This is a genomic window from Petrotoga sp. DB-2, from assembly GCF_054051725.1.
Genome location: NZ_JBSVZD010000056.1, coordinates 1 through 2,926 on the forward strand (window position 1 = coordinate 1; position 2,926 = coordinate 2,926).

General features: G+C 32.3%; 3 protein-coding genes. All 3 read right to left on the reverse strand.

Features of this window, described 5'->3' with window-relative positions; all coding sequences use genetic code 11:
- The coding region (locus ACW9JY_RS10360) for a HAMP domain-containing protein (protein ID WP_457284316.1) at nt 1–1,368 on the reverse strand (1,368 nt) is incomplete at its 3' end.
- A gap of 247 nt (nt 1,369–1,615) precedes the next feature.
- Nucleotides 1,616–2,104 carry a thioredoxin-dependent thiol peroxidase gene (bcp, locus tag ACW9JY_RS10365; protein WP_457284317.1) on the reverse strand — a complete coding sequence of 163 codons (489 nt, stop codon included), beginning with the start codon at nt 2,102–2,104 and terminating at the stop codon, nt 1,616–1,618.
- A 19-nt stretch (nt 2,105–2,123) separates the two neighbouring features.
- On the reverse strand, nt 2,124–2,825 hold the full coding sequence (locus ACW9JY_RS10370) for a hypothetical protein (RefSeq protein ID WP_457284318.1): 702 nt from the start codon (nt 2,823–2,825) through the stop codon (nt 2,124–2,126).
- Nucleotides 2,826–2,926: the final 101 nt, after the last annotated feature.

Sequence of the window (2,926 nt, forward strand, 5' to 3'; positions counted from 1 at the left end):
CATTTCTGATAGAGCGTTTGCCATCTGCCCTATTTCGTCTTTGCTTTTACTTTCAAAGTTTACCGTTAAGTCTCCTTTTGAAAGTTTTTTAACTGCATTTGTTAATCGTTCAATTCTATTTCCAAATTGTTTTGTAAATAAATAAGAAACAACAATAATAATGACGATTAGAATTAACAATACAAACATAACGTTTCTGATAATTTTGTTCAAGCCTAAGTCTAATTCGAAATCTACTTTTTTTGGGGTTAATGAAGGTAGTTCAAAAGATGTTTGTAAAGGGATATTGACTGATGTCTCTAATGTTTGGAATTCTTTGGCAATTTGAAGATATATGCCATCAAATTCATCTATTTGAAAATAAAAACTTCTCAACTGTTTGTTGATTATTTCTTCGGTGATAAATCGCTCATTTAATTTACTTTCGTTTAAAGAAACTTCCTCTTCTGGTAGATTTGAATAAACAACTTTGAAGTCTTTATCGAATAAAGTGATATATGCGTTTAGAAGTTTCGATATTTCCAACAATTTCTGATTATCGAACTCTTCTAATATTACTAAAAATCCATTTACAGTATTTGTAGCAATAGGATCAACAATGGGAAAAATTCCGATAAAATAAGGCGTAGAATCGAAAGACTTACTTTCTATGACTGGAGTCATATAACCAATGTCTAGAATTGTTTTAAATTGGTTATTTAAAAAATCTTCAATATTCAACTCTTTTGTATATTCATATCCTGGTAAATACGTTTCGGCCTTTTTTTGTACTTTATACGAAGCATTTTTTGAAGTTATTTCCAAACCACTCCCAGGAGTATCAGGACTGTTCATGACCCAAAGTTGAATGCCGTTGTACTGCTGAGATGTTACGTAAGGCTCAAGTAAACTGTATCTCTCAATCAGGGAAATAGATTTTGAAGCAGTTTTCTCTTGAATACCCGGAATAGCAGCTATCATTTTTCCTGATTTTTCAAGTGAATTTTTTTGAGTATCTATGAAATTGGTGAAAACTTGACTTAAGGTCTCTAAAGAATTATCAAAAGAATCTGTATAATTTTTTTCTAGTTGTTCAGAAAATTGTGCTTCTATGTTTTTTATTTGATTAGTTAAATAGTCGTTGTATTGGTTTAGTTGCTCTTGAATTAAAGAGTTATATTCATTAATTTGATCCGAATAATCATTATTCAAGGATTCAATCAAAGCCGATACTTGTGCCTCGTTTTGCTCAGAGTTTTTTTGAATGGCATTTGTAATGTATATTACAAAAAACACACTAGGTATCAGAGCGAAAAGAATCAACATAATTCCTATTTTGTTACCAAATTTATTAAACCAATGAACTTTAGATAGGTCAAATTTTTTCATTTGAGTTCCCCCTTCCTGGAATCGTTTTCTTAATAATTATACCATATCAGAAAAAATTAGTAAACTAAACTAGTATAAAAAGTGAATTTCACTGTTTAATTAATATTTAGAAGGATTTGCTAATTGGATGAAAGTCCAAGCAAAAGAAGAACTTATTCATGCTCATATTTGTTCATCTACAATGGTCAACTAGGTAGTAGGCAGTAGAATAATTCAATAAAATAGACTATTACAAACAACAGGGAGTTTACTCCCTGTTGTTTGATAGTTCTTTCAAACTTTCCAATACCTCTAAAACATGATCTTTTACTCTCACATTTTCCCATACTTTTTTAATTATTCCATTTGGATCTATCAGAAATGTTGATCTGACAACTCCCCAATTTTCTTTACCGTAATTCTTTTTTAGTTGCCAAACACCAAATTTTTCGAGAATGGAATGTTCAGGGTCACTTAGTAAAATCACTTTTAAATTGTGTTTTTCTTTAAAGTTTGCATGTTTTTCTACAGTATCAGGACTTACCCCAACTATTTGGCAATTATATTTTTTAAAATCTGCTAAGTAGTTTGAAAAATCAACGGCTTCTTTAGTACAACCAGGAGTGTTATCTCGCGGATAAAAATAGAGCACAAGCCATTTTCCAATAAAATCCCTGCTATTAATCTGATTACCATCAGCATCTTTAAGTGAAAACTCTGGGATTTTATCGCCTATTCCAAAATTTAAATATCTCATTTTAAACCCCTTCCTTTTTTTAAAAAGCGAGTCCTCCACCACCTATTCTAAATGTGATATATGGACCTGTGGGTCCAAAATTTGGTACACTTCCAATGGTTCTATCGGATAATTTCCAATCACTTACCCATCCCACTGGGGCATATGTGTACCCTGCTGCTAAACCAATAGCTAAACCTCCAGCTGCCTCATCATCACTAAAAGATAATATGTAATCAGCATTTATTCCTACTTTAAAGATAGGAAATTCGGTATAAAGAGTATTTTCGTTGAAAGTGGACAAAGTGTCTTCAAAATCTGTAGAATCAGGGTCTTGGGAAATTTTCAAGGATATTTCACCACCACCAATACCTCCAAGAACATACATTCGAAAAGCTTGTTTAGAAAAGATCAAATAACCAATATTGAATGTTCCATAACCAATGTCAAGGTGTACCGTATTCCCACTAGATTTCTCTTTAGTAGCTATACCGTATCCTTCTCCACCTATTATAAATCTTCCCATTACTCCATAACCCCCACCCCCGTTAGCTAAAGCCACTTCACTTAATTCAGGAAGTCCAGCGGCTTTTAACTGTGTATTTAATTCTTTAACATCAAGCCACTGAGCACCAATATCTCCACCACCAAGTCCTCCATACTGACCGTTTTTCACTTCTTGTGAAAACACTAAACCTACTAAAAGAATAATCAACGTTATTAACCAAACAGTTTTTTTCATATTTACCCCCCCATATGTGAAAAATTTTGGTTCTATCACGAAAATAGTGGGTAATTAAGCTGGAGTTAAATTAAGTTTACCAAGGGCAATAAAGATAGTGA